21 protein-coding genes and 1 riboswitch are annotated in these 21,728 nt (G+C 70.8%); of the genes, 6 read left to right on the forward strand and 15 right to left on the reverse strand.

All coding sequences use genetic code 11. From position 1 onward, the window contains the following. Nucleotides 1-154: 154 nt before the first annotated feature. From IE182_RS22790 to IE182_RS22800, 3 genes are all read right to left on the reverse strand, one after another. Nucleotides 155-1,225 (reverse strand): C40 family peptidase, encoded by a 1,071-nt coding sequence (locus IE182_RS22790; RefSeq protein WP_190111759.1) that lies wholly within the window; start codon nucleotides 1,223-1,225, stop codon nucleotides 155-157. A gap of 172 nt (nucleotides 1,226-1,397) precedes the next feature. Continuing rightward, nucleotides 1,398-2,771 carry an NYN domain-containing protein gene (locus IE182_RS22795; RefSeq protein ID WP_373303600.1) on the reverse strand — a complete coding sequence of 458 codons (1,374 nt, stop codon included), beginning with the start codon at nucleotides 2,769-2,771 and terminating at the stop codon, nucleotides 1,398-1,400. 19 nt (nucleotides 2,772-2,790) lie between these two features. Beyond that, nucleotides 2,791-3,030, reverse strand: coding sequence for a hypothetical protein (locus tag IE182_RS22800; protein WP_190111760.1), 240 nt, complete (start codon nucleotides 3,028-3,030; stop codon nucleotides 2,791-2,793). A 182-nt stretch (nucleotides 3,031-3,212) separates the two neighbouring features. Between IE182_RS22800 and IE182_RS22805 the strand changes: the two genes are divergently transcribed. Continuing rightward, nucleotides 3,213-3,932: a rhomboid family intramembrane serine protease gene (locus IE182_RS22805; protein ID WP_190111761.1), complete on the forward strand. Its 720-nt coding sequence runs from the start codon at nucleotides 3,213-3,215 to the stop codon at nucleotides 3,930-3,932. Next, nucleotides 3,929-4,210, forward strand: a complete 282-nt coding sequence (locus IE182_RS22810; protein WP_190111762.1) for an Lrp/AsnC ligand binding domain-containing protein — start codon at nucleotides 3,929-3,931, stop codon at nucleotides 4,208-4,210. The genes IE182_RS22805 and IE182_RS22810 overlap by 4 nt, the downstream gene beginning before the upstream one ends. 4 nt (nucleotides 4,211-4,214) lie before the next feature. On the opposite strand, the gene IE182_RS22815 is transcribed toward IE182_RS22810, so the two are convergent. The 6 genes from IE182_RS22815 to ctaE form a co-directional block, all read right to left on the reverse strand. Then, on the reverse strand, nucleotides 4,215-5,582 hold the full coding sequence (locus tag IE182_RS22815) for an aminotransferase class V-fold PLP-dependent enzyme (RefSeq protein ID WP_190111763.1): 1,368 nt from the start codon (nucleotides 5,580-5,582) through the stop codon (nucleotides 4,215-4,217). A 161-nt stretch (nucleotides 5,583-5,743) separates the two neighbouring features. Then, nucleotides 5,744-5,860, reverse strand: a riboswitch (SAM riboswitch). Nucleotides 5,861-5,937: 77 nt separating this feature from the next. Continuing rightward, nucleotides 5,938-7,002 (reverse strand): anthranilate phosphoribosyltransferase, encoded by a 1,065-nt coding sequence (gene trpD, locus IE182_RS22820; RefSeq protein WP_190111764.1) that lies wholly within the window; start codon nucleotides 7,000-7,002, stop codon nucleotides 5,938-5,940. Between the two features lie 159 nt (nucleotides 7,003-7,161). Continuing rightward, complete coding sequence (qcrB, locus tag IE182_RS22825) at nucleotides 7,162-8,784, reverse strand: cytochrome bc1 complex cytochrome b subunit (protein WP_190111765.1); 1,623 nt, start codon at nucleotides 8,782-8,784, stop codon at nucleotides 7,162-7,164. Next, complete coding sequence (gene qcrA / locus IE182_RS22830) at nucleotides 8,781-9,836, reverse strand: cytochrome bc1 complex Rieske iron-sulfur subunit (RefSeq protein WP_190111766.1); 1,056 nt, start codon at nucleotides 9,834-9,836, stop codon at nucleotides 8,781-8,783. Before qcrA ends, qcrB begins: the two co-directional genes overlap by 4 nt. Then, complete coding sequence (qcrC, locus tag IE182_RS22835; RefSeq protein WP_190111767.1) at nucleotides 9,833-10,642, reverse strand: cytochrome bc1 complex diheme cytochrome c subunit; 810 nt, start codon at nucleotides 10,640-10,642, stop codon at nucleotides 9,833-9,835. The genes qcrA and qcrC overlap by 4 nt, the downstream gene beginning before the upstream one ends. 68 nt (nucleotides 10,643-10,710) lie before the next feature. Further along, nucleotides 10,711-11,331, reverse strand: a complete 621-nt coding sequence (gene ctaE, locus IE182_RS22840; protein WP_071963529.1) for an aa3-type cytochrome oxidase subunit III — start codon at nucleotides 11,329-11,331, stop codon at nucleotides 10,711-10,713. A gap of 238 nt (nucleotides 11,332-11,569) precedes the next feature. Here ctaE and IE182_RS22845 point away from each other — a divergent pair, with 238 nt between their 5' ends. Beyond that, the gene (locus tag IE182_RS22845; protein WP_190111768.1) at nucleotides 11,570-11,971 is read left to right on the forward strand and encodes a hypothetical protein; all 402 of its coding nucleotides are present in this window, start codon (nucleotides 11,570-11,572) and stop codon (nucleotides 11,969-11,971) included. Between the two features lie 3 nt (nucleotides 11,972-11,974). On the opposite strand, the gene IE182_RS22850 is transcribed toward IE182_RS22845, so the two are convergent. The 4 genes from IE182_RS22850 to ctaC all read right to left on the reverse strand — a co-directional run bounded on the left by IE182_RS22850 (nucleotide 11,975) and on the right by ctaC (nucleotide 16,433). Beyond that, nucleotides 11,975-13,222, reverse strand: coding sequence for a L,D-transpeptidase (locus tag IE182_RS22850; protein WP_190111769.1), 1,248 nt, complete (start codon nucleotides 13,220-13,222; stop codon nucleotides 11,975-11,977). A 120-nt stretch (nucleotides 13,223-13,342) separates the two neighbouring features. Next, a complete protein-coding gene (locus tag IE182_RS22855; RefSeq protein WP_190111770.1) occupies nucleotides 13,343-13,741 on the reverse strand; it encodes a cytochrome c oxidase subunit 4 in 399 nt (132 codons plus the stop codon). Then, nucleotides 13,738-15,465, reverse strand: a complete 1,728-nt coding sequence (ctaD, locus tag IE182_RS22860) for an aa3-type cytochrome oxidase subunit I (RefSeq protein WP_190111771.1) — start codon at nucleotides 15,463-15,465, stop codon at nucleotides 13,738-13,740. The genes IE182_RS22855 and ctaD overlap by 4 nt, the downstream gene beginning before the upstream one ends. Then, entirely contained in the window at nucleotides 15,462-16,433 is a 972-nt protein-coding gene (gene ctaC, locus IE182_RS22865; RefSeq protein WP_190111772.1) for an aa3-type cytochrome oxidase subunit II, read from the reverse strand. The genes ctaD and ctaC overlap by 4 nt, the downstream gene beginning before the upstream one ends. Nucleotides 16,434-16,792: 359 nt before the next feature. On the opposite strand from ctaC, the gene IE182_RS22870 reads away from it, so the two are divergent. Then, nucleotides 16,793-18,184, forward strand: coding sequence for a cysteine desulfurase/sulfurtransferase TusA family protein (locus IE182_RS22870; protein ID WP_190111773.1), 1,392 nt, complete (start codon nucleotides 16,793-16,795; stop codon nucleotides 18,182-18,184). A 42-nt stretch (nucleotides 18,185-18,226) separates the two neighbouring features. On the opposite strand, the gene IE182_RS22875 is transcribed toward IE182_RS22870, so the two are convergent. Continuing rightward, complete coding sequence (locus IE182_RS22875) at nucleotides 18,227-19,201, reverse strand: carbohydrate kinase family protein (protein WP_190111774.1); 975 nt, start codon at nucleotides 19,199-19,201, stop codon at nucleotides 18,227-18,229. Nucleotides 19,202-19,370: 169 nt separating this feature from the next. Between IE182_RS22875 and IE182_RS22880 the strand changes: the two genes are divergently transcribed. Both IE182_RS22880 and IE182_RS22885 read left to right on the forward strand, forming a co-directional pair. Continuing rightward, nucleotides 19,371-19,583 (forward strand): hypothetical protein, encoded by a 213-nt coding sequence (locus IE182_RS22880; protein ID WP_190111775.1) that lies wholly within the window; start codon nucleotides 19,371-19,373, stop codon nucleotides 19,581-19,583. A gap of 123 nt (nucleotides 19,584-19,706) precedes the next feature. Further along, nucleotides 19,707-21,245 (forward strand): hypothetical protein, encoded by a 1,539-nt coding sequence (locus IE182_RS22885; RefSeq protein WP_190111776.1) that lies wholly within the window; start codon nucleotides 19,707-19,709, stop codon nucleotides 21,243-21,245. Between the two features lie 89 nt (nucleotides 21,246-21,334). Here IE182_RS22885 and erpA read toward each other — a convergent pair whose 3' ends face one another. Continuing rightward, nucleotides 21,335-21,691 (reverse strand): iron-sulfur cluster insertion protein ErpA, encoded by a 357-nt coding sequence (gene erpA / locus IE182_RS22890; protein WP_004946545.1) that lies wholly within the window; start codon nucleotides 21,689-21,691, stop codon nucleotides 21,335-21,337. Nucleotides 21,692-21,728: the final 37 nt, after the last annotated feature.

Below are 21,728 nucleotides of genomic sequence, written 5' to 3' on the forward strand. Positions count from 1 at the left end.
GCCGGAGACGCAGGTCACCGGCGGGGCGCGGAGTCAGTTGCCGTAGCCGGGATTCGCCCGAACGGGCGGCGTGGCGCGGCGTGAGGTGTGAGCCGTGGGGGTACCCCCGTGCCGTCCGGGCCGGGAGGGACCAGGAGGGACCGGGACGGAAGGGTCAGCCGACACGGACCCCGAACTGGAAGGGCATGTTGCCCATCGCTTCGTAGCGGACGACCGTGCCGGTCCGCGGCGCGTGCAGCACCTGGCCGTTGCCCGCGTAGAGGCCGACGTGGTGCTGGTCGCCGTAGAAGATCACCAGGTCGCCGGGCTGGAGCTGGCTCTGGCTGTAGATGCGGGTGCCGGCGTTGGCCTGGTCCTGGGAGATGCGCGGCAGGGAGACGCCGGCCTGGCCGTAGGCCCACTGGGTCAGCCCGGAGCAGTCCCACGAGGCCATGCCGGTCGCGCCGTAGTGGTACGGCTTGCCGAGCTGGCTCTGGGCCGCGCCCAGTGCGGCGCCGCCGCGGCCGGAGCCGGCGGGTACGTTCGGGTGGCTCGACGAACCGCCGGTGCCGGCGGAGTCGCCGCCGCTCTTGCCGCCGGTGCCCTTGGCGCCGTCGGCGCCCTTGTCCGAACCGGTGATCTCGGCGCGTTCCTTCTCGGAGAAGGCGTTGAGCACCTTCTGGGCCTCGGCGAGCTTGCCCTGGATCTCCCGCTGGCGCTCGCCCAGCGCCTTGCGGGTGGACTCCAGGTCCGCCAGCTTCGTCGTGGCCTCCTTGCGCTGCTGCGCCAGGGCGCGCTGCTTGGCGGCGATCAGCCGCAGGGTGTCCGCCTGCTTGGCGCTGAGCTGGTTGAGGGTGGAAGCCTTCTCCAGGTACGTGTCCGGGTCGGAGGACAGCAGCAGCTGCAGGGTGGGGTCGATGGAGCCGCTGCGGTACTGGGCGGTGGCCAGCGAACCGAGGCCGTCACGGAGCTTGTTGAGCTCCTCCTGGCCGCGGGCGACCCGGTCCTGGAGCTCGTCCACCTGCTTCTGGAGCTTGTCGTGCTGCTCCTTGGCCCCGTTGAACTTCTCGGTGGCCTGCTCCGCCTCTTCGTAGAGCTTGTCGACCTCGGCCTTGGCCTCCGCCTTGGAGGGCCGCGGATCGGCGTGCGCGGACTGCGCGGAGAGCGCGACGGCCGCGGCGGCGGTCGCGGTCAGGACGGTCACCCGAGTGCGACTCGGCGGCTTGGGACGACGGTGGGAGGCCACGGGGCGAGACCCTCCTCTTCCTCGAACTCAGAATCATGGAGCAAAGGTTCGAGGCCCGACCCTAGTGAGCGGAATGAGATCCTTTCAAATTCTCGTGCGAAAAATCTGCCCCAGGAGTCCAAGCTTTACCAACGGGGCCCACAAGGAACACCGACTTAACGGGCGCTATCCCTCAGGTCCGGGCAAGTCGCCGCAGCAGCAGGGCCGATGCGACCGGCCGCGCGCCCGCCTTCGCCACGCCGTCGGCCACCTCGCGGTCGGTGGAGACCACCACGACCGGACGGCCCGGCGGCTCGGCCCGCACCAGCTGGCGGATGAGCTCGTCCGCCGTCACGCCGGGCTTGCTGAACAGCACCCGCACCCCGCGCGGCGGCGCCAGCAGCACCGGAGCGGCGAGCTCCGCACCGTCGAAGACGCACGTCACCTCGGCGCCGGTCTGCGCGGCCAGCATCGCCAGCCCGCCCAGCAGCCGCAGCCGTTGCTTGTCCAGCGGCATCGTCGGGTAGCCGGACTTGGTGACGTTGTAGCCGTCGACCACCAGATGCGCCTGCGGCAGGGCCAGCAGCTGGTCGAGCAGCGCCGGGTCGGTCTCCGACAGGGCCCGGGTGGCGATGTCCTTGGGCGTCATCGTGCCCGGCTGCACCGCGTCCACGGTGTCCGCCGGGTGCACGGAGGCGGGCGGCAGCGCCAGCTCGCGCCGCAGCCCCTGGGCCGCGTCCAGCACCGTGTCCAGCAGCAGCCGCAGCCGCATGTCCTCCACGCTGCGCCCCTCGCGGGCCGCCCGGCGGGTCGCCTCCAGGCCCGCCTCGGCCTCCGCCAGCCGGGACTTGATGCGCCGCGTCTCGGCCAGGGCCGCCGCCTTCTCGGCCGCGGCCTCCGACCGCAGCGACTCCAGCTCCGCCTGCGCCTTGCGCAGCGCCGCCTCGCCGCGCCGCACGTCGCTGACGGCACTGCGCAGCTTGCGCTGGTACGACTCGGACTCCCGGCGCGCCGCCTCCAGCTCGGCGCGGACGCGCTCGGTCTCCGCACGGGCCTCGGCCCGGGCCGAGGCCAGCTCCTCGCGCAGCTGCCGCAGCTCGCGCTGGGCCTCCTCGCCGGCCCGCTCGGCGCTGGCCCGCTGGGCCTCCTCGCCGGCCGCCGTGACGAGCTTGACCCAGCCGGGCGGGCGCAGCACGAAGGCCATGGCCGCCACGTCCTCGGGGTCCGCGGCCGCGGGCGGCGAGCCGGCGTCGAGCGCCTCGACCAGCTCCGAGCCCGTCTCGCGCAGCCGGGCGGAGATCCGCTGCCGGAAGACGGGGTCGCCCTCCACGGCCGCCGCCATGGCGTTGCCGGCGAACTTGGCCCGCCGGGTCGGGGTGAAGCGGGCGTACTGCCGCAGCTGGGCCGGGAGTTCGGCGACCGTCAGCCCGCCGAACGCCTCCGCGACGAGCCCGATGACCCGCCGCCTGATCCCCTCGGGCAGCGGACGGTCGAGCACCTCCGTGACGCCGTCGTCGGCCCCGCCGGCGTCACCGGCGGCCTCCACGCCGTCAGTGTGCTCCACCACCGTTCATCGCTCCCGTTCTTCAGGCATGTGCAGCCGGCCGGTCCACCAGCTCGATCTGGTCGACCGTGTTGCACCAGCGGCACCGCACGGATTCGATCGTCTCACTGACGACCTCACGTTCCTCCACCTTCGGCTCGCCCGCCAGATCGAGGTGCACGTACTCCACGGCCCTGGTGGTGCGGGTCACGTCGAACCGCGTGAGGTTGCCGCACAGGGTGCAGCGCCACCGGGTCTCGGCCGTCGGCCGGGGAACGCCCATCGTCTCGTCCGTCCTCGTCGTACGGTTCGCGTGCGGTTTACATACGGTCTGCATACGGTCTGTGCAGTTCTCTTTCCGTAACCCTACGGCCTGGTGGTCGCCGAACGCGGTGGCACCGTCCCGAGCGGACGGACCGGCGAGGCACTCTGTGCCGGTTGTGCCCGGTACGCCATGATCTGGCCATGATCGGAAAGGTAATGCGCGCGGGCCGGGACGGCGTTCCGTGGGTGACGTGGACGCTCCTGGGCTGCTGCTGCGCGGCCTTCCTCGTCGGGCCGGCCTCCGGCCTGAACGCCGCCTACGGCACCGGGCCCGGCCTGCTGTCGGCCCAGACCGACTACTTCGCGCGCTGGGGCGTCGTGCCGCAGGAGCTCTGGCACGGCCCCCTGCGGGGTCTGTGCACCCCGTTCACGGCGCTGTTCGTCCACGGCAACTGGCTGCATCTCCTGGGCAACATGCTCTTCCTCTACGTCTTCGGCGCCATGACCGAGGCCCGCATGGGCCGCGCCGCCTTCGCCTGCTCCTACCTCCTCACCGGCTACCTCGCGCTGCTGGGCTACGCCCTCGTGCACGCCCACTCCGACCGCACGCTGGTGGGGGCGTCCGGCGCCATCTCCGGCGTGCTGGGGGCGTTCCTCTATCTCTTCCCCAGGGCGCGGGTCACCAGCCTCTTCCCGTTCCTCTTCTTCCTGCCGCTGCGCTTCCCCGCCTGGGCCGTACTGCTGTTCTGGTTCGTGCTGCAGTGGCTGGCGACCGGCACGGAGGCCGGTCAGCCGGGGGTCGCCTATCTGGCCCATGTGCTGGGCTTCTGCCTCGGCTTCGCCTGCACCTGGGTCCACCGCACGGCTGCGGCTAGAGTGAAGGGCGCAACCCGGTCCACCGAAGGAGACAAGCCGACGTGATCACTTCGATCGTGCTCATCAAGACCGACGTGGACCGGATCCCGGAGATCGCGGAGAAGATCGCCACGCTGGAGGGCGTGAGCGAGGTGTACTCGGTCACCGGTGCCTACGACCTGATCGCACTGGTGCGGGTGGCCCGGCACGAGGACCTCGCCGAGGTCATCCCGGGCCGGATCAGCAAGGTGCAGGGCGTGGCCTCGACCGAGACGCACATCGCCTTCCGCACCTACTCCCAGCACGACCTCGAAGCGGCCTTCGCCATCGGCCTCGACAGCTGAGGGATCAGGCCGAGGTGTCGGGGACGCAGCGGCCGCCCTCGGTGCGGTAGAGCCAGCGCGCCCCGTTCCGCACCAGCTCCCCGACGGCCCGCACGAACCGCTCGACGTGCTCGTCGGGGGTACCGGCGCCGAAGCTGACCCGGATCGCGTTGAGCGAGGACCCCTCGTCGGGCGCCCCGCACGCGCCGGGCTCCGCCCGGCCCTCGCCGCCGAGCAGCGTGCGCACCAGCGGATGGGCGCAGAAGAGGCCGTCGCGCACGCCGATGCCGTACTCGGCGGAGAGCGCGGCGGCGAAGTGCGAGCTGTTCCAGCCGTCCACCACGAAGGACAGGACGCCCACCCGCGGGGCGTCGTCGCCGAAGAGCGAGAGCACCCGCACCCCGGGCACCGCGGCCAGCCCCGCCCGCACCTGCTCCACCAGCTGCTGTTCCCGCTCGACGAGCCGGTCGAAGCCGGCCTCGGTGAGCGCCTTGCAGGCCGAGGCGATCGCGTAGACGCCGATGACGTTGGGCGAGCCGGCCTCGTGGCGGGCCGCGCTCTCGTGCCACTGGACGTCGACGCCGCCGTCGGTGCGCCGGGCGACGCTGCGGCTCGCCCCGCCGCCCGCCAGGTACGGCTCGGCGTTCCGCAGCCAGTCGGCACGGCCGGCCAGGACGCCGGAGCCGAACGGCGCGTAGAGCTTGTGGCCGGAGAAGGCGACCCAGTCGACGTCCAACTCGGCGACGTCGACGGGGTGGTGGGGGGCCAGCTGGGCGGCGTCCAGCACGATGCGGGCCCCGTGCGCGTGCGCGGCCGCCGCCAGCTCCCGCACGGGCCACAGCTCCCCCGTCACGTTGGAGGCACCCGTCACGACGACCAGCGCCGGGCCGTAGGGGTCACGGTCGGCCAGGGCCCGCTCCAGCGTCTCGACGGCCTGGGCGGGGGTGCGCGGCGCGTCGAGGCAGGTGACCTCGGCGTCGCCCCTCCCCCAGGGCAGCAGCGCGGCGTGGTGCTCGGTCTCGAAGACGAACACCCGGCAGCCGGCGGGCAGGACGGACGCCAGGAGGTTGAGCGAGTCGGTGGTGGAGCGGGTGAAGACCACCTGGTCGCCCTCGCGGCAGCCGAGGAATCCGGCCACCGCCGCCCGGCTGTTCTCGAAGAGGTCGGTGGACAGCTGCGAGAGGTAGCCGGCGCCGCGGTGCACGCTGCCGTAGTACGGCGCGTAGGCGGCGACGTCGTCCCACACGCGCTGCAGGGCCGGGGCGCTGGCGGCGTAGTCGAGTGCCGCGTAGGTCACTTCGCCCCCGGTGACCAGCGGCACCCGCACGTCCCGGCCGAGGACGGGCAGCGGGGCGCAGACGGACTGGTCGGCGGCGAGGGTGGCGACAGGCATGACGAACTCCCGTATGAGGCAGGCGAATTCCACCGCGCGGCCGACGACGGGCCCGGCGCGGGAAGGGGAAGGAGGGTACGCGGAGAAGGGGCTCTCGGAGCCCTAGCGCATTCGCTGAATCACGGAAGAATCTCCCTCGACAACCAGGATCCCTGGCGAGGGATCCGCGCTTGCCACAGACGTCGCTGCCTGCGGCCTGGTCATCACCCGGGGCACCCCGCCACGGAAGGAGGGTTGCCGGACAGCAAGCCGGGGCCTGATCGCTGTCACTCGTGACCTTGCCGAGGAGTATGGCACACCTTCGGGGCCGGCGGCCCGGTGAGCGGGCTTCGTCCCACCCACCGGACCGCCCCCGTCAGGCGTTGCTGGCCGAAACCCAGCGCTCCAGCGTCCGCCGGGCCGCGCCGGAGTCGATCGACTCCGCGGCCCGGGCGATGCCGGCGGAGATCTGCTCCGTCAGCGGGGCGTCCGTCGGCGCCAACGCCACCAGCGCCGCCGCCGAGTTGAGCAGCACCGCGTCGCGCACCGGCCCGGTCTCCCCCGCCAGCAGGCGGCGGGCGACGTCGGCGTTGTACGAGGCGTCGGCGCCCCGCAGCGCCTCCACCGGCACCAGGTCGATGCCCACGTCGCGGGGGTCGAAGGGCTCCTCCCGCACCGCACCGTCGCGGACGGTCCACACCCGGGACGTCGCCGTCGTGGTCAGCTCGTCCAGCCCGTCGTCGCCGCGGAAGACCAGCGCCGAGGAGCCCCGCTCGGCCAGCACGCCGGCCAGGATGGGCGCCATCCGGGGGTCCGCCACGCCCGTCGCCTGGGCGCGCACGCGCGCGGGGTTGGTCAGCGGGCCCAGCACGTTGAACGTGGTGCGGATGCCCAGCTCGCGGCGGGCCGCGGCGACGTGCCGCAGCGCGGGGTGGAACTTCACGGCGAAGCAGAAGGTGATGCCCGCCTCCTCGGCGACCTCCACCACCCGCCGCGGCGTCAGGTCGAGGTTGACCCCGAGCTTCTCCAGGACGTCGGAGGCACCGCTGGCGGACGAGGCGGCGCGGTTGCCGTGCTTGACCACCTTCGCGCCGGTGCCGGCCACGACGATCGAGGACATGGTGGAGATGTTGACGGTCTTGGCGCCGTCGCCGCCGGTGCCCACGATGTCCACGCTCGGGCCGGGCACCTCGATGAGGTTGGCGTGCTCGTACATCGTCCGGACCAGGCCGGAGATCTCGGCGACGGTCTCGCCCTTGGCCCGCAGGGCCACCACGAAGCCGGCGATCTGTGCGCTCGTCGCCTCGCCGCGCATGATGCTGTCCATGGCCCAGGCGGTGTCGTCGGCGCTGAGGTCCACACGGTCGAGCAGGGCGTCGAGTACGCCGGGCCAGGAGTGGGCCACCGAGCGCTCGCCGCCTGCCGGGGTCGCAACGTTCATGGTCCACGCTCCTGGTGGTCGGTCGTCTCCACGGGGGCTCCTAGTAGCCCCCCGGGTCCCAGCCTATCGACGTCCGGGGACAGCGAAGAGCCCCGTCCAGCGCATGGACGGGGCTCTTGCTGTGGCGATCAGTTCACTGTGATCAGCAGGTGGGAGTCATCAGTGGTGGCCGTGGCCGCTGGTGATCTCCTGGTACTCCTCCGCGGTGGCCTTGGGGATGTGCGTCCCCTCGCCGTAGAAGCCCTTCGAGAGCTTGACGCGGAGCTTCTGCGTGGCGCTGATCTTGCGAGCGACGCCGTTCTCGTCGACCTCGGGCTCCAGCTCCAGCGGCAGGGGCTGCTCGTGGGCCGTGAGGGTGTGCAGCTGCTGCTGCGAGAGCGGCTCGTGGACCTCGACGAACTCACCGTGCGGCAGGCGCTTGATGATGCCCGACTCGCGGCCGTGCAGCACCTTCTCCTTGTCGCGGCGCTGGAGACCCATGCAGATCCGGCGGGTGGCGACGAAGGCGATGACCGGGCCGACGAAGAACGCGATCCGGACGAACCAGGTGATGGCGTTGATCGACAGGTGGAAGTGGGTGGCCCACAGGTCGTTTCCACCACCGACCAGCAGCACCAGGTACCAGGTCAGCCAGGCCACACCGAACGCGGTGCGGGTCGGGGCGTTGCGCGGGCGGTCCAGCAGGTGGTGCTCACGCTTGTCGCCGGTGACCCAGGACTCGATGAACGGGTAGACCGCGATGGCGGCCAGCACCAGCGGGAAGATCATCAGCGGGATGAACACGCCCAGGACGAGCGTGTGACCCGCGAAGTTGATCTCCCAGCCCGGCATCACGCGGATGAGGCCCTCGGAGAAGCCCATGTACCAGTCGGGCTGCGCACCGGTGGACACCTGGTCCGGGCGGTACGGGCCCATGGCCCAGATCGGGTTGATCGTCGCGATGGCCGCGATGGCCGCGATGACACCGAAGACCAGGAAGAAGAAGCCTCCGGCCTTGGCCATGTAGACCGGCAGCAGCGGCATGCCGACCACGTTCTTGTTCGTCCGGCCGGGGCCGGGGAACTGCGTGTGCTTGTGGTAGAAGACCAGGATCAGGTGCGCCACCAGCAGGCCGAGCATGACGCCCGGCAGCAGCAGGACGTGGATCGAGAAGAACCGCGGCACGAAGTCCGAGCCGGGGAACTCGCCACCGAACAGGAACATCGAGATGTAGGTGCCGATGATCGGGATGGAGAGGATCGCACCCTCCATGAACCGGACACCGGTGCCCGAGAGCAGGTCGTCCGGCAGCGAGTAACCGGTGAAACCGGTGAACATGCCGAGGACCAGCAGCAGGAAGCCGAACAGCCAGTTGACCTCACGCGGCTTGCGGAACGCGCCGGTGAAGAACACGCGCATCATGTGCACGAGCATGGCCGCGACGAAGATCAGCGCAGCCCAGTGGTGGATCTGCCGGATGAGCAGACCACCGCGGACGTCGAAGCTGATGTCGACCGTCGACTTGAACGCCTCGGACATCCGCATGCCCTGCATGGGGACGTACGAGCCGTGGTAGACGACCTCGTTCATGCTGGGGTGGAAGAACAGCGTCAGATACACACCCGTGAGGATGATGATCACGAAGCTGTAGAGGCAGACCTCACCCAGCATGAAGGACCAGTGGTCCGGGAAGATCTTCCGCATGTTGGTCTTGGCCAGGCTGTAGATGCCCAGCCGGCCGTCGGCCCAGTCGGCTACCCGCTCACCGGCGGGCGCCTTGCGGCGGTTGTCGTTGTTGCTCATCCGCGCTCCCAGTAGGCAGGACCGACGGGCTCGGCGAAGTCGCCCATGGCCTCAAGGTAGCCCTTGTCGTTGACCTTGATCCGCAGCTGCGGAAGGGCGTGACCGGCCGGGCCGAAGATCACCCGGCCGCCGTCGGCGAGGTCGAAGGTGGACTGGTGGCACGGGCACAGCACGTGGTGCGTCTGCTGCTCGTAGAGGCTGATCGGGCAGCCGACGTGCGTGCAGATCTTGGAGAACGCGACGATGCCGTCGACCGACCAGTCGAGCTCCTGCTTGTCCTTGATGTTCTCCGGCTGGAGCCGGACGATCATCAGGGCCGCCTTGGCGATCTCCTGCTGGAAGTCGTGGTCCTCCTCCTTCATGCCCTCGGGCATGGCGAAGGTGAGGGAGCCGACCGCGATGTCCTCGGGACGCAGGGGCTGCAGCGTGTTCTGGTTGATGAGCATCTTGCCCTCGGACCAGGCGGTCTTGCGGAGCTTGGTGCCCGGCAGCGGACCGAGGTCGCGCAGCAGCATCACGCCGGAGAGCGGCACCAGGGCCAGCGCGCCGAACATGGTGTTGCGGATCAGCTTGCGACGGCCGAACCCGGACTCCTCGGCACCCAGCTTGAAGTCGGCCAGAACCTTGGCCTTGACCTCGGGGGCCGCCTCGATCGGGTGCCGGTCGTCGGCGACCTCGACGTCGGACATCAGGGTGCGGGCCCAGTGGACCGCGCCCGCGCCGATGCAGAACAGCGCCACGCCGAGGGTGAGCCCCAGCGAGAAGTTCAGCGCGCTGATGTGACCGATCGGGAACACGTAGATGTTCTTGTCGACCGGCAGGGTCACGTAGGCGGCGATGAAGCCGACCGTGGCCAGCATCGACAGCATGAACAGGAACGCGACCACGCGCTCGGAGCGCTTGGCGGCCCGCTCGTCGATGTCCTGCATGCGCGGCTCGTGGGGCGGCAGCCCCGGGTCCGCGAACGGGTCGCCGGCGGTGGCTACGGCACCTTCGTGCGCGTGGCCCTGCGTGCTCGGCAGGGTCTCTTCTGGAATGTCTTGGCTACTCATGACTTCTTGGCCTTAGCGGTGTGGGCCGCGACCCAGATGGCGACTGCGATCAGCGCACCCAGACCGAAGATCCACGCGAACAGACCCTCACTGACCGGGCCGAGGCCGCCCAGTTCGAGGCCGCCCGGGCTCTTGGTCTTGTCGCTGTTGACCGTGTCGAGGTACGCGATGATGTCCTTCTTGTTCTTCTCCGACATCGTGGTGTCGGGGAAGGAAGGCATGTTCTGCGGGCCGGTCTGCATGGCCTCGTAGATGTGCTTCGGGTCGACGCCCTCAAGGCTCGGGGCGTACTTGCCGTTCGAGAGTGCGCCGCCCTTGCCGGTGAAGTTGTGGCACTGGGCGCAGTTCGTACGGAACAGCTCGCCACCCTTGGCGATGTCGGCACCGTCGGGGCTGTACTGGTTCTTCGTCGGGACCGAGGGGCCCGCGCCGAGGGAGGCGATGTACGCGGCGAGCTGGTCGATCTCGGCCTGCGTGTAGATGGCCTTCTTGCGGGGCGCCTGGGCACCCTGCTGCTGGAGCGGCATGCGGCCGGTGGCGACCTGGAAGTCGACGGCGGCGGCGCCCACGCCGACCAGGCTCGGCCCGTCGGAGGTGCCCTGACCGCCGGTTCCGTGGCAGCTTGCGCAGCCCACGGAGTACAGCTTCTTGCCCTCCTCGATGGCGAGGGACTGGGCGGTGTCATCGGCCTTGGCCGTGTCCGCCGGCGCGAACGCGGCGTACAGCCCCCCAGTTACCGCCAGCGCGAAGAGTAGGACGACGACCGCCGCCAGCGGATGGCGTCGTCGTGCGGAGAGCTTTTTCACGGATTACCCCGGTGTCAGGATCTTCTGCGTCGATGCTGGACTGATGGTCCGGTGCGGAACGGGACCGATTACTTGATCAAGTAGATCGTGGCGAAGAGGCCGATCCAGACCACGTCGACGAAGTGCCAGTAGTAGGACACGACGATGGCGGCGGTCGCCTGGTGGTGAGTGAACCTCTTGGCCGCGTACGTCCTGCCCAGGACCAGCAGGAAGGCGATGAGACCGCCCGTCACGTGCAGGCCGTGGAAGCCGGTCGTCAGGTAGAACACCGAGCCGTACGGGTCGGAGGACAGGGAGAGCCCCTCCTCCTTGACCAGGTCGGTGTATTCGAAGACCTGGCCGCCGATGAAGATGGCACCCATCACGAACGTGACCACGAACCACATGCGCAGCTTCTTCACGTCGCCGCGCTCGGCGGCGAAGACGCCGAGCTGGCAGGTGAGGGAGGAGAGCACGAGGATCGTGGTGTTGGTGGCCGAGAACGGAAGGTTCAGCGCGGACGCCATTTCCTTCCAGTGCTCGGCTCCGGTCACCGATCGCAGGGTGAAGTACATCGCGAAGAGGGCCGCGAAGAACATCAGCTCGGAACTCAGCCAGATGATGGTTCCGACGCTGGTGAGGTTCGGTCGATTGACCGACGGGTGCGCGTGCCCGGTATCTGTTGCTGTTGCTGTCGCCACGACCGACATTATGTCGGTCGCTTATCTCGCGCTCACTCCGGGGGGTGCCGTTCGGTGTGTCAAGACCGTATGCCCTGCTCGTACGGCCCATGGCGAGCGTCCCCCAAAGGGGGGAAGGACCGCTTCCGGGGCCTTGCGGGCCTTGCCGAACCCTCCTCCCGGAGGGCCTTCGCGGAGTAGCATCCGCGCACAACGGCCCGACCCACACGCTGTGCTGTCCATGAGTGTCCACAAGCCTGGAGGAACGATGCAGCCGACCGCCACGGTGCTGGTCTACAGCGACAACGCGCACACGCGCGAGCAGGTGCGGCTGGCTTCCGGGAGGCGTCCGGCGGCGGACGTCCCACCGGTGGAGTACCTGGAGTGCGCGACCCTCCCCGCGGTGCTGCGGACCCTGGCGGAGCACCGGGTGGACGTGTGCGTGCTGGACGGCGAGACGGCGCCCGCGGGCGGCATGGGCGTGTGCCGGCAGCTGAAGGACGAGGTGTTCCGCTGCCCGCCGGTGCTGTTGCTCATCGGCCGGCCGCAGGACGCCTGGCTGGCCACCTGGAGCCGCGCGGACGCGGCCGTCACCCATCCGCTGGACCCGGTCGCGTTCGCGGACGCCCTGGCGGGGCTGTTGCGGCAGAAGCAGGGCGTCGACGCCTGACCCCTAGAGCTCGGGCCGCAGCCGGGCCACGTCGGCCGGGCCGGTGCCCTCCCGCTTGCCGGCCACCAGGGCGCTGCCCTCGCGCCACTGCTTCCAGGGCATGTTCCAGTCGCCGAAGCCGTTGTCGAAGGGCGTCATGGTGGCGCCGGCGCTGCCGACGACCTTGACGACGTCGCCGACGCGGACGTTGTCGAAGAACCACTTGGCGTTGGCGGTGCTCATGCCGGTGCAGCCGTGGCTGACGTTGTCCATGCCCTGCGAGCCCTCGGACCAGGGGGCGGCGTGGACGTACTCGCCGCTCCAGGTGACCCGGGTGGCCCAGTAGACCGGCAGGTCGTAGGCGTCCTCGCTGCCCTCCGCGATGCCGATGCTGGTGCCGCGCATCCGTACGAAGGATTCCCGGCCCAGGATCACCTTGACCCCGTTGCGGGTGGCGTAGCCGGGCTTGCCGGTGGTGACGGGGATGGTGCGCAGGGTCTCGCCGTTCTTCATGACCGTCATGTAGTGCCCGGCGGCATCGGTGACGGCCTCGACGCGGTCGCCCGTGGTCAGCCTGACGGGCTTGGAGGGGCCGCCGTAGAGGCCGCCGCCGACCTTGATGCCGTCGAGGGTGGCGCGCACGTCGATCGTGGCGTGGGCGGGCCAGTACTCGGCCGGGCGGTAGTGCAGGGTCCGGTTGTCCACCCAGTGCCAGGCGCCCTGGACCGCGGGCTGGGACTCCACGTGCAGGGTGCGTTCGACGACGGCGCGGGCGACCGGGTCCTGGACGGGCTCGCTGAGCTCGGCGGTGATGGGCTGTCCGACGCCGTAGGTGCCGCTCTGCGGGCCGAACGCCACCCTCAGCAGCCTGTCGGCCGGATTGGTGTCGAAGCCGATCGTCCGGCGCCCCTGGGCCCCGTCCTCGTCCTCGGTGCTGACGCGCACGGTGTAGTGGGCGCCGGCCGCCAGCGCTCCGGTGCTGTGCCAGCGGGAGCCGTCGGGGGCGAGCTCGCCCTTGACGTACCGTCCGGCCGCGTCGGTGGCGGTCACGTCGGTGATCCGGTCGCCGCCGGAGGCCGTGACCTCCAGGGGCTTGCTCGGGTCCGCCTTCCGGCCGGAGTCGGCCCCGGCCAGCCTGACCTGGTCCGTGGCGTCGTAGGGCTTGTCGGCCAGCGGGTTCGACGAGCCGCCGCAGGCGGCGAACACCGGTGCCAGGGAGACCAGCAGCAGGGCGCAGAGCGGCACCGCTTGGCTTCGAGGTGTGTGACCCATGGTCACACCGTAGGAACGATCCGGGCGGACGGCTCCCGGGGCGCCTGCAAACGGGTGGAGAACGCACCGGGCCCCGCACACCGTGCGGTGTGCGGGGCCCGGGAAGCGGCGGGGCGGAACCTACTGGTTCTGGTTCTCGCCGCGGTAGAACTCGAACACCCAGCCGAAGAGGCCGACCAGGATGATCGGGGCGGAGAAGTACATGAGCCACCAGCCGAAGCAGATGCTCATGAAGGCGAGGGCGCCACCCACCGCCAGGGACAGCGGCTGCCAGCTGTGCGGGGCGAAGAAGCCCAGCTCACCGGCGTCGTCGGCGACGTCCGCGTTCTTGTCGTCCTGGGCGCCGGCGTCCACCCGGCGCGCGGTGAACGCCAGGTAGTAGCCGACCATGATGCACAGGCCGAAGGCCATGAAGAGCGCGGTCGTACCGGCCGCTTCCTTCGCCCACACGCCATAGACGACCGCCATGGCGAGGATGAAGACGGAGAGCCAGATGAACATCCGGCCTTGGATCTTCACTTGCCGGCCTCCTTGCCACCCGCGAGGGCCTTGTCAGCGGCGAGGTTCTCCTCGATCTCCAGCGCCGCGATCTCCGGGTGGTGCAGGTCGAACGCCGGGGATTCGGAGCGGATGCGCGGCAGCGTGAGGAAGTTGTGCCGCGGCGGCGGGCAGGAGGTCGCCCACTCCAGCGAACGGCCGTAGCCCCACGGGTCGTCGACCTCGACCTTCTTGCCGTACTTGGCGGTCTTCCAGACGTTGTAGAAGAACGGCAGGATCGACAGGCCCAGCAGGAAGGAGCTGATGGTCGAGATGGTGTTCAGCGTGGTGAAGCCGTCGGCGGCGAGGTAGTCCGCGTAACGACGCGGCATGCCCTCGGCGCCCAGCCAGTGCTGGACCAGGAACGTGCCGTGGAAGCCCACGAACAGCGTCCAGAAGGTGATCTTGCCCAGGCGCTCGTCCAGCATCTTGCCCGTGAACTTCGGCCACCAGAAGTGGAAGCCGGAGAACATCGCGAACACCACGGTGCCGAAGATGACGTAGTGGAAGTGCGCGACCACGAAGTACGAGTCGGAGACGTGGAAGTCCATCGGCGGCGAGGCCAGGATGACGCCGGTCAGACCACCGAAGGTGAAGGTGATCAGGAAGCCGACGGCCCACAGCATCGGGGTCTCGAAGGACAGCGAGCCCTTCCACATGGTGCCGATCCAGTTGAAGAACTTCACACCGGTCGGGACCGCGATTAGGAAGGTCATGAAGGAGAAGAACGGCAGCAGCACACCGCCGGTGACATACATGTGGTGCGCCCACACGGTGACCGAGAGACCCGCGATGGAAATCGTCGCGGCAATCAGGCCCCAGTAACCGAACATCGGCTTCCGGGAGAACACCGGAATGACCTCGGAAATGATGCCGAAGAACGGCAGGGCGATGATGTAGACCTCGGGGTGACCGAAGAACCAGAAGAGGTGCTGCCACAGCAGCGCGCCGCCGTTGGACGCGTCGAATACGTGGGCACCGAATTTACGGTCCGCCTCCAGGGCGAACAGCGCGGCGGCCAGCACCGGGAAGGCCAGCAGGACCAGGACACCGGTCAGCAGGACGTTCCAGGTGAAGATCGGCATGCGGAACATCGTCATGCCCGGAGCGCGCATGCAGATGATCGTGGTGATGAAGTTGACCGAACCGAGGATCGTGCCGAAGCCGGAGAAGGCCAGACCCATGATCCACATGTCGGCGCCGACGCCCGGCGAGCGGACCGCGTCCGACAGCGGGGAGTAGGCGAACCAGCCGAAGTCGGCCGCACCCTGCGGGGTGAGGAAGCCCGCCACCGCGATGAGCGAGCCGAAGAGGTAGAGCCAGTAGGCGAACATGTTCAGCCGCGGGAACGCCACGTCGGGCGCGCCGATCTGCAGCGGCATGATCCAGTTCGCGAATCCGGCGAACAGCGGCGTCGCGAACATCAGCAGCATGATCGTGCCGTGCATCGTGAACGCCTGGTTGAACTGCTCGTTCGACATGATCTGCGTGCCGGGACGGGCCAGCTCGGCGCGCATGAGGAGCGCCATCAGGCCGCCGATGCAGAAGAACGCGAACGACGTGACCAGGTACAGCGTGCCGATCGTCTTGTGGTCAGTGGTGGTGAGCCACTTGATCACCTGATTACCGGGCTGCTTCTGGCGGACGGGTGGTGCTGCCGTGGCTGTTGCGGCGGCGGCACCCTGGGGTTCGTTGAGGATGCTCACTTGTTCTTGGTCTCCGCGTTCTTCGCGTGATCCGTCATCGCGATACCCGCCGGCTGGTAACCGGTCTGGCCCTTGGCCGCCAGCTCCTTCAGGTGCGCCCGGTACCGCTCAGGAGAGACGATCTTGACGTTGAAGAGCATCCGCGAGTGGTCCTGACCGCAGAGCTCGGCGCACTTGCCCAGGTACGTGCCCTCCTTCGAGGGGGTCACCGTGAAGCTGTTGGTGTGGCCCGGGATGACGTCCTGCTTCATCAGGAACGGCACCACCCAGAAGGAGTGGATGACGTCCCGGGAGGTGAGGACGAACTGCACCGTCTCGCCCTTGGGCAGCCACAGCGTCGGGCCGGGGTTGTTGGTCTGCGGGTTCCGGTCACCCGGGACGCCGACCTCGTAGACACCCTCCGCGCCCTGCGGTGCCTTCTTCAGGAACCGGTCCGGGATCGCGTCGAGCTCCTTGTTCTCACGGAGCGGCTTCGCCGGCGTCGCGGCGTTGCCGTCGACGTTCTCCATGTAGTTGAACGCCCAGCTCCACTGGAAGCCCACCACGTTGATGACGTGCTGCGGCTTGTCCGGGTTGGTCAGGAGCTTGTTCTCATCGCGCGCGGTGAAATAGAAGAGCACCGAGACGATGATGATCGGGACCACGGTGTACAGCGCCTCGATGGGCATGTTGTACCGGGTCTGGGTGGGAACCTCCACCTTGGACCTGCTGCGCCGGTGGAAGACGACGCTCCACAGGATCAGGCCCCACACCAGTACGCCCGTGGCGAGCGCAGCCGCCCACGAGCCCTGCCACAAGGAGAGGATCCGCGGCGCCTCTTCCGTGACGGGCGTTGGCATGCCGAGGCGGGGGAAGTCCTTCGATGTGCAACCGGTGGCGGTCGCCAGGACAGCGCCCGCGGCCAGCGCCTGCAGCAGCTTCCGCCGCACCGGGCGCCGCGACGAGCGGTCGGAGCCGTTGGGACTCACGTAGCGCCTTCCCGAGAGTCTCGCCCGTGCGGCCGGCTGCGGCCGTCTCGCTGGTCGGTCGCCGGCCCGCTGCGGGCAGGGGTTTGGATGTTTATGCGGACCAAACCCTACTGGACGCTATTTGGGGTCGCGCGGGGAGGGTGCCCAACGCGCCGGTCCGGTCCCCGAAGGGGTGGAATCTCGGGATCCGGAGGCCGTCTGGGGGACCGTCAGCGGCACGTGCGAGCAGGTCGCGGGGGGTACGCCCGGCCATCCGGAGGAACCCTGCCGGCCGGCTGCGCACCACGGCGGCGGACGGGGTGGCGGGCGGGTGACGGCGGCCCGTCCACTCCCGCGCGCGGGGGAGTTAGCGTTCCTGTGTGCCCTACTTCGACGCGGCCTCCGCCGCCCCCCTGCACCCGGTCGCCCGCCAGGCGCTGCTGGCCGCCCTCGACGAGGGGTGGGCCGACCCCGCCCGGCTCTACCGCGAGGGCCGCCGGGCCCGGCTGCTGCTGGACGCCGCCCGCGAGGCCACGGCGGAGGAGGTCGGCTGCCGGCCCGACGAACTCGTCTTCACCCCTTCGGGGACACGCGCCCTGCACGACGGCATCGCCGGCGCGCTGGCCGGCCGCCGCCGGGTGGGCCGCCACCTGGTGGTCTCCGCGGTGGAGCACTCCGCCGTCCTGCACTCCGCCGCCGCACTGGAGACGGCGGGCGGCAGCGTCACCGAAGTGCCCGTGGACCGCACCGGCCGGGTCGGGCCGGGCGCGTTCGCCGCGGCCCTGCGGCCCGACACCGCCCTGGCGGCGCTGCAGACCGCCAACCACGAGGTGGGCACGGAGCAGCCGGTCGCCGAGGTGGCCGAGGCGTGCCGGACGGCGGGCGTCCCCCTGCTGGTGGATGCCGCGCAGTCGCTCGGCTGGGGCCCGGTGCCCGGTGGCTGGTCGCTGCTGACCGCGAGCGCGCACAAGTGGGGCGGTCCGGCCGGGGTGGGCCTGCTGGCCGTGCGCAAGGGCGTGCGGTTCGCGGCCCGGGGGCCGGCGGACGAGCGCGAGTTCGGCCGGGCGCCGGGCTTCCCCGACCTGCCCGCGATCGTCGCGGCCGCGGCGTCCCTGCGGGCGGTGCGCGCGGAGGCGGCGGCCGAGGGCGCGCGGCTGCGCACCCTGGTGGAGCGCCTGCGCGAGCGGCTGCCCGGGCTCGTCCCGGACATCGAGGTGGTCGGCGACCCGGTGCGCCGGCTGCCGCACCTGCTGACGTTCTCGTGTCTGTACGTGGACGGGGAGACGCTGCTGCACGCGCTGGACCGCGAGGGCTTCTCGGTCTCCTCCGGCTCCTCGTGCACCTCCAGCACGCTGAGGCCCAGTCATGTGCTGCAGGCGATGGGGGTGCTCTCGGAGGGGAACGTACGGGTCTCCCTGCCGCTGGGGACGACGGCGGAGGAGGTCGAGGGCTTCCTGGAGGTGCTGCCCCGGGTGGTGGCGTCGGTGCGCGAGCACCTGGGCGCCCCGGCGCCGGCGCCGGCGGGCGCGCCGTCCGCTGCCGGCGAGGAGGAGCTGGTCGTCGACTCGCTGGGCAAGCGCTGCCCGATCCCGGTGATCGAGCTGGCGAAGGTGATCGGGGACGTCCCCGTGGGCGGGCTGGTGACCGTGCTGTCCGACGACGAGGCGGCACGGCTCGACGTTCCCGCGTGGTGCCAGATGCGCGACCAGGAGTACGTCGGGGAACGCCCGGCGGAGCGCGGAGTGGCGTACACGGTGCGCCGCCGGAGCTGACCGCCAAAGGGGCCGGGCCGAACGGGCCCGGCCCCCGGTGGCTCAGGCCAGGTGCGCCTGGACCTCGGCGGCGGCCTCGTGGCCGTACGCCTTGGTGAAGCGCTCCATGAAGTGGCCGCGGCGCAGCTCGTACTCCTGCGTGCCCAGCGTCTCGATGACCAGCGTCGCCAGCATGCAGCCCACCTGCGCGGCCCGCTCCAGCGGCAGCCCCCACGTCACGCCCGCGAGGAAGCCCGCGCGGAAGGCGTCGCCGACGCCGGTCGGGTCGACCTTGGCCTCCTCCTGCGCGCAGCCCACCTCGATCACCGGCTCGCCGGCGCGCTCGATGCGCACGCCCGCCGCGCCCAGCGTGGTGATGCGGGTGCCGACCTTGGCCAGGATCTCCTCGCCCGTCCAGCCCGTCTTGGACTCGATGAGCGCCTTCTCGTACTCGTTGGTGAAGAGGTAGGCCGCCCCGTCGATCAGGACCCGGATGTCGTCGCCGTCCAGGCGGGCGAGCTGCTGGGAGGGGTCGGCCGCGAAGGGGATGGCGCGGGAGCGGCACTCCTCGGTGTGGCGCAGCATCGCCTCGGGGTCGTCCGCGCCGATCAGCACCAGGTCCAGGCCGCCGACCCGGTCGGCGACGGGCTGCAGCTCGATCTGGCGGGCCTCGCTCATCGCGCCGGTGTAGAAGGACGCGATCTGGTTGTGGTCGGTGTCCGTGGTGCAGACGAAGCGGGCGGTGTGCAGGACCTCGGAGATGTGCACGGAGGCGGTGTCGACGCCGTGCCGGTCGAGCCAGGCCCGGTAGTCGGCGAAGTCCGCGCCGGCGGCACCCACCAGGATCGGCTTCAGGCCGAGCAGGCCCATGCCGAAGCAGATGTTGGGGCCCACACCGCCGCGGCGGACGTCCAGCTCGTCGACGAGGAAGGAGAGGGAGACCGTGTGCAGCTGGTCCGCCACGAGCTGATCGGCGAAACGGCCGGGGAAGGTCATCAGGTGGTCGGTGGCGATGGAGCCGGTGACAGCGATACGCACGGCGGGTCTGCTCCCTGCGGGGCGGTGGACGGGGTGGGGGGTAAGGAAGAGCCACACCACGTTACCGGGTCCGCCGGCGGCCCTCGGGCCCGGATCCCCATGATTGGTACACAAATCTACCTAATAGTAGGTCTTTCACGGCTCGCTCTCCGCTGCGTACGGTGCGGGTATGCCGAAGACTGTGAAGGACGTCACGCCCACCACGGACCCGGAATCACTGGACGAGCTGCGCAGGGACTGCGCCCGGATGGCACCGCACTGGACCCGCACCGCAGGTGAGCCCGGCCCCGCCGGGACCACGCCGCTCTCGCTCATCCACGGCATCACCGTCCCGGCGGGATCGGCACGGCTCCTGGACGGGATGTCGGAGTACGGCGACTGACGGTCCCGGAGGGCACCCCGCACGAGACAGTGGAACCGCTCGCTCCTGCGCTCCGTCCAAGCCGCGTCCCCCTCACGGGGGACACGGCAGTACACACATTGAGCGGAGCGAAGGAGCGATGCGGTGAGCACCGAGGGCAGCACTCCGGGCGGCAGCCCCGAGAAACGGCAGCGGAAGCACTCCCCGCTGGCGGTGGCATCGGTGGCGGCGGCTGTGCTGCTGGCCGGAGGAGGCGGCGCGTACTGGGCGTCCACGGCGTCGCACGACGGCGACGGCGGGGGCTCCGCGGACGCGAGCGCCGGCAGCGGCTCCCCGCCGCCGCTCGCGCTGGACGGGTACGGGCGCGCGGCCGGCCCCGGCGGACCGTCCCAGGGTCAGGGCATCGCCGTCGGCGAGCCCGACCCCCACGGCGTGCGGTACCGGGCCGAGGGGAAGCTGCCCGCCGGACCGCGGACCGCGGCCGTCCACCTGCCTGCCCGCGAGGTGACGCGCGAGGCGGTGGCCGCCCTCGCCAAGGCCCTCGACGTCCAGGGCGCCCCGCGGCTGGTCCAGGACACCTGGACGGTCGGCGGCGGCCCGGATGCCGCGGGACCCACGCTGCAGGTCGGCCGGCAGGGGCCGGGCAGCTGGTCGTACTCGCGCTACGGCGTGCCGGGCGGCTCCCCCTGCGTGACGCCGGAGCCCCAGGAGGGCTCGAAGGACGCGCCGGTGCCGAAGTGCCCCTCCTTCCGTGACGGCTCGCCGGCCCCGGACCCGGCCGCGGCGCGGCCCGTGCCGGAGGACAGGGCGAAGGAGGCCGCCGCGCCCGTGCTCAAGGCGCTGGGCCAGGAGGGCGCCCGGACCGACGCGAGCAAGGTCCACGGCGCCGTCCGGGCCGTCACCGCCGATCCCGTGGTGAACGCGCTGCCGACGTACGGCTGGCGGACGAGCCTGCAGATCGGTGCGGACGCGCAGGTGGTCGGCGGCAGCGGCATGCTGGACGTGCCGAAGAAGGGCGCGGACTACCCCCTGATCACGGCGGAACGGGCGCTCGACGAGCTGAACAAGGGCGCCGGCACGGGCCGGGTGAGCGTCGGCGGCTGCGCGACGGCGGTCCCGTTCAAGGACCAGGAGAAGGAGGGCGACGGCACGCCGTGCCCGGGCAAGCCGGGCGGACCGGAGCCGGTGACCGTGACCGGCGCGGCCTTCGGGCTGTCGGCGCAGTCGGTCTCCGGGCGGCAGGCGCTGGTGCCGTCGTGGCTGTTCACGGCGCGGATGCCGGGCGCCGGCAAGGGCGACACGGTGACGATCGCCCAGCCGGCCGTCGACCCGAAGTACATCGCGCGGCAGGACCGTCCCGAGAGCGGGCAGCCGAGCGGCAAGCCGACGGCGACCCCGCCGGTCTCCGGGCCGGTGCGCGTGGAGTCGTACACCGCGAGCGGTGACGGCCGCACGCTCGTCCTGCACTTCTGGGGCGGGGTGTGCAGCGACTACGCCGCCTCGGCCGAGCAGTCCTCGTCGGCGGTGACGGTGAAGGTCACGGGCACCGAGAAGCAGCCGGGCCGGTACTGCGTGCTGATGATCAAGAAGTTCGACACGACGGTTTCGCTGGACGAGCCGCTGGGCGACCGGAAGGTCGTGGACCTGGCGAGCGGCGACACCGTGCGGCAGCAGGGCAAGTAGCCGGAGGGCGGCACGGCACGCAAAAGGGCGGCCTCCCCGGAAGGGGTGCCGCCCTTTTCGCGTGTGCGTGCGCCGACGCGTCCGGCGGTTTAGCTGAACGAGTCGCCGCAGGCGCAGGAGCCCGTGGCGTTGGGGTTGTCGATCGTGAAGCCCTGCTTCTCGATGGTGTCGACGAAGTCGATGGAGGCGCCGCCCAGGTACGGGGCGCTCATGCGGTCGGTGACGACCTTCACACCGTCGAAGTCCTTGACGACGTCGCCGTCGAGCGAGCGCTCGTCGAAGAAGAGCTGGTAGCGCAGGCCCGAGCAGCCACCGGGCTGGACGGCGACGCGCAGGGCGAGGTCGTCGCGGCCCTCCTGCTCCAGCAGGCTCTTGACCTTCGCGGCGGCGGCGTCGGACAGGAGGATGCCGTCGCTCACCGTGGTCTTCTCGTCCTGAACGGACATCTGCTTCACTCCCGGGTTTGGTGCGGACTGCTTGCCT

Origin of the sequence: Streptomyces cinnamoneus (assembly GCF_014650495.1) — a bacterium.
Lineage (GTDB): Bacteria > Actinomycetota > Actinomycetes > Streptomycetales > Streptomycetaceae > Streptomyces > Streptomyces cinnamoneus.

Bases quoted from the DNA above. Each gene is read 5' to 3' on its own strand.
- IE182_RS22800 (WP_190111760.1), bottom strand. From the start codon at position 3,030: ATGGGCGTTCCCCGGCCGACGGCCGAGACCCGGTGGCGCTGCACCCTG.
- IE182_RS22805 (WP_190111761.1), top strand. From the start codon at position 3,213: ATGATCGGAAAGGTAATGCGCGCGGGCCGGGACGGCGTTCCGTGGGTG.
- IE182_RS22815 (WP_190111763.1), bottom strand. From the start codon at position 5,582: ATGCCTGTCGCCACCCTCGCCGCCGACCAGTCCGTCTGCGCCCCGCTG.
- trpD (WP_190111764.1), bottom strand. From the start codon at position 7,002: ATGAACGTTGCGACCCCGGCAGGCGGCGAGCGCTCGGTGGCCCACTCC.
- qcrB (WP_190111765.1), bottom strand. From the start codon at position 8,784: ATGAGCAACAACGACAACCGCCGCAAGGCGCCCGCCGGTGAGCGGGTA.
- qcrA (WP_190111766.1), bottom strand. From the start codon at position 9,836: ATGAGTAGCCAAGACATTCCAGAAGAGACCCTGCCGAGCACGCAGGGC.
- ctaE (WP_071963529.1), bottom strand. From the start codon at position 11,331: ATGTCGGTCGTGGCGACAGCAACAGCAACAGATACCGGGCACGCGCAC.
- IE182_RS22845 (WP_190111768.1), top strand. From the start codon at position 11,570: ATGCAGCCGACCGCCACGGTGCTGGTCTACAGCGACAACGCGCACACG.
- IE182_RS22850 (WP_190111769.1), bottom strand. From the start codon at position 13,222: ATGGGTCACACACCTCGAAGCCAAGCGGTGCCGCTCTGCGCCCTGCTG.
- IE182_RS22880 (WP_190111775.1), top strand. From the start codon at position 19,371: ATGCCGAAGACTGTGAAGGACGTCACGCCCACCACGGACCCGGAATCA.
- erpA (WP_004946545.1), bottom strand. From the start codon at position 21,691: ATGTCCGTTCAGGACGAGAAGACCACGGTGAGCGACGGCATCCTCCTG.